The organism is Bradyrhizobium sp. (assembly GCF_049586575.1).
Taxonomy (GTDB): Bacteria; Pseudomonadota; Alphaproteobacteria; order Rhizobiales; family Xanthobacteraceae; genus Bradyrhizobium.
Genome location: NZ_JBAVCF010000312.1, coordinates 1 through 3,270, shown reverse-complemented (window position 1 = coordinate 3,270; position 3,270 = coordinate 1). Strand labels below are relative to the sequence as shown.

Sequence of the window (3,270 nt, the reverse complement as noted above, 5' to 3'; positions counted from 1 at the left end):
CCTTGCGACCGATCTTTCGCAGGGCGTGCTGGAGAAATCCAGGGCGGGACTATACAGCCAATTCGAAGTCCAGCGCGGCCTTCCGATCCAAATGCTGGTCAAATACTTCAAGCAGACCGGCGAGTTCTGGCAGATCAATGCCGATATTCGCGCGATGGTCCAGCACCGGCAGCTGAATCTGCTGCACGATTTTTCCCAACTGGGGGTCTTTGACGTCATCTTAAGAGATTTCAAAAGATCATTTACAAAATGAAAACTATTTTTAGCCAAAAGCGCTGCACCGAGATTGATCTCCGATCCTGGCCAACGCCACGTAAAAAGCACGAAGGGTTCACCATGTTTATGCGTTCGAAGCGCAAGAGCGAAGAGCTTATCGAAGTACTTGGAAATTACTGCGGCGTTGGTCTATGGGATGCGATTCTCGTGAACGAAGACGCTCTTCATCCGAAGAGCCAATGGACTTGGACGAACGAGTTTCGTCGCCTGCTCGGGTACAAAAACGGAGAGGATTTTCCGAATGTTTGCCAATCGTGGTCCGATAAGCTCCATCCCGACGATGTCGAACCGACGTTCGCAGCTTTCAATAAAGCACTGAAGAAAACGGCCGAAAAATCCCTCTATGATGTGACCTACCGTCTAAAGATGGCAGACGGCAGCTACCGTTGGTTCCGCGCCACGGGAGGGGTTGTTCACGATGCGGACGGGAAAGCGATCCGTGCCTGCGGCTCTCTCGTCGATATCCAGGAGGCCACTCTTGCCGCGGCGTCGGCCAAGGAACGGGCGAACATACTTGGAAATCTGACCGCGACCTTCGACCGCGAAATGTCGTCCCTGACGGAGACCGTTTCGAGCGCCGCGACCAAGTTCGAAGCGACGGCGCAACAACTTGCCGCGTCTGCCACACAAACATCGAACCAATCGGCCGCCGTGTCCTCCGCGGCGGAGAAGGCCGGGGCCAATGTTGTGGTTGTCGCTGGGGCGGCCGAAGAGTTGGGATCGTCGGTTGCCGAGATCCGTCGGCTCGTCGAGCTCTCTGCTGAGATGTCCAAGGGAGCCGTTGTCGAAGCTGACGGAACGGCCGTGATTGTCTCTGAACTGAGCCAGGTTGCCGGCAGCATCGGTGAAATCGTCGGCTTCATCTCGGATCTCTCCTCTCAGACGAACCTCCTTGCGCTGAATGCAACCATCGAGGCTGCCCGTGCCGGTGAGGCCGGGCGCGGCTTTGCCGTCGTCGCTGCGGAGGTCAAGGCGCTGGCAAATCAGACCGGCACGGCGACCGCAGAGATATCGAGCAAAGTCGCTGCCATCCAGGCTTCGACCGGCAAAGCGGTCTCGGCGATCGGGGCGATCTCGGGAACAATCCGCCAGATAGACGACACGGCGTCCTCCATCGCCTCGGCGGTCAAACAGCAGACGGCGGCAACCGACGAAATCGTTGGCTCAGTCACCGAGGCTTCTCGTGGCACGAGCGATGTCACCTCGAACATCGGCGGCGTGGCCCGGGCGGCCGAGAACACTGGGGCGGCTGCAAACCAGGTCCTTTCTGCTTCGACGGAGCTGTCGCTGCAGGCCGAGCGACTTCGCCAACAAGTGCAATCTTTCCTGCAGGAGGTGCGAGCAGTCGCCTGATCCTTCGCGACCGGGATGGGCGCCTTGTGGCACTCTTCAGTGCGGTCGGTGGCGTTCGATCCGGTCGAGGACGCAGGTGATGGCGCGCGCCAACGGCGGAACGTCTTCGGCCAGCAGCATCAGCCCGGGCGGCAGCATCCAGACCCCGAAGAGCGCAAGGATGCTCCCGCCGATCAGCAGCGCGCCGGCAGGGATCCGCACCCAACGAGAGGACGGTTTGCGCACCGCCGAAAGCGGAGGGCAAATGGATGGCCTGTGAATCGAGCCATACGATCGGCCGGAAGCAAGAAGATGAAGCCCGCGAGGGGCTCGGTCCTTCGGGGGCCGAGAGTAGTCACTTTTCGGAGAGGTTGGGCATGGCTCTTGCGTACCGTTTAGCCGAGGTCTGCATGCTGGGAATTCCGCACCGGTTCAGCCATTTTGTTTATGGATTCACTCAGTCGGGCCTCACCTGCGCAAAGCGGCGATTGCGAGCTTCCCCTTCGTAGCGGGAGGATCGTTCGCGACGCACTGGCTACAATCCTGGCTTCTTGCATGGATCATGATGTTGCCGATTGTGCTGTTCGCAGCACCCGCTATTCGAAACTTAACGCACATCGTAACGCGGGAAGACTGACCGGCAGAGCTCAGACCGTGCCCGGCTTCGACGTTACCGGTCGAGGTTTATCGGCCGCTATCGCCGTCGCGATCTCGCTGATCTCGCCGATGGTACCGTTGATGCCGTGAATGGCCTGGCCACGAAGTTCGTCGGAACAGGCTTATGGCATCCATGTCGCCCTTTTTCGCAGCCAGCTTTGTGAACCAGAATTCCAGATCGCTGCGAATTCTCATGCGATTCAATTCAATCGAAAATGCTCTAGTAGCAGCACTATTCGGAGTGCCAAGCTTCAGATGCGCGTTGCGCCAGACATCAGATGGGCAAGCGAACACGGCACTTCCCTATCCGTGGACTCTCTACCGCCCAGCCGGCTATCGCAATATCCGTTTTCCGACGCTGACCTGATCGCCTTTGGGTGCGATAGAAGCGTCAAAGCTTAGCTTGCATGCCTTATGCGCTGCCTCGAACTCTTGATATGTCACATGTCCGGAAGATGGAAGCTCTGAGGGCTGAAGCGACGGCGAGGATACGATAGGACTAAGAAGCGAAGGGATCTCCTCGGGCCGCACGGGTTTACTGAACAGATAGCCCTGAACTTCATCACACGAGTGCCCGCGCAAGAAAGCGTCCTGTTTCGTCGTCTCGACGCCCTCCGCGACCACGGTCAAACCCAGCGCCTTGCCCATACTGATGATGGCCGTCGCGATCGCCCGGTCCTCCGCGCTTTCCGCCAGGCCCAGAACGAAGGATCGATCGATCTTGATCGTGTCGATCGGAAATTTCTTCATCAGTGACATCGATGAATAGCCTGTCCCAAAGTCATCGATCGCCAACCGAACCCCGCGGCTTCGAATTTCGTCCAGTAGCTTGATCGCCCGTTCGACGTTCTGCATCACCATGCTTTCGGTGATCTCAAGCTGCAACAAGTGAGCCGGCATCCCGGTCGAGGCCAGCACCTCGTCAAGGTCTCCGAGCAGGTTGGCGTCCAGGAACTGCCTCGGCGAAAGATTGACCGCCATCGAAATGGCGGGAAGGCCTTCACC

The 3,270-nt window shown here is 58.4% G+C and carries 4 protein-coding genes and 1 pseudogene; 3 read left to right on the top strand and 2 right to left on the bottom strand.

The annotated features are described in order from the left end of the window. Nucleotides 1-220 (top strand): annotated as a pseudogene (locus WB528_RS12010) (CheR family methyltransferase); the annotation flags it as partial. A gap of 29 nt (nucleotides 221-249) precedes the next feature. Continuing rightward, a complete protein-coding gene (locus WB528_RS12005; RefSeq protein WP_423888631.1) occupies nucleotides 250-1,629 on the top strand; it encodes a methyl-accepting chemotaxis protein in 1,380 nt (459 codons plus the stop codon). 36 nt (nucleotides 1,630-1,665) lie between these two features. Here the strand turns inward: WB528_RS12005 and WB528_RS12000 are convergent, their stop codons facing one another. After that, nucleotides 1,666-1,854: a hypothetical protein gene (locus WB528_RS12000; RefSeq protein ID WP_423888630.1), complete on the bottom strand. Its 189-nt coding sequence runs from the start codon at nucleotides 1,852-1,854 to the stop codon at nucleotides 1,666-1,668. Between the two features lie 316 nt (nucleotides 1,855-2,170). Here WB528_RS12000 and WB528_RS11995 point away from each other — a divergent pair, with 316 nt between their 5' ends. Next, nucleotides 2,171-2,245, top strand: coding sequence for a hypothetical protein (locus tag WB528_RS11995; RefSeq protein WP_423888632.1), 75 nt, complete (start codon nucleotides 2,171-2,173; stop codon nucleotides 2,243-2,245). 353 nt (nucleotides 2,246-2,598) lie between these two features. Here the strand turns inward: WB528_RS11995 and WB528_RS11990 are convergent. After that, on the bottom strand, nucleotides 2,599-3,270 hold a 672-nt coding region (locus WB528_RS11990), incomplete at its 5' end, for an EAL domain-containing protein (RefSeq protein WP_423888629.1).

What these genes read in the sequence shown, in the direction of transcription:
- WB528_RS12005 (WP_423888631.1), top strand. Translation starts at nt 250, where the DNA reads ATGAAAACTATTTTTAGCCAAAAGCGCTGCACCGAGATTGATCTCCGA.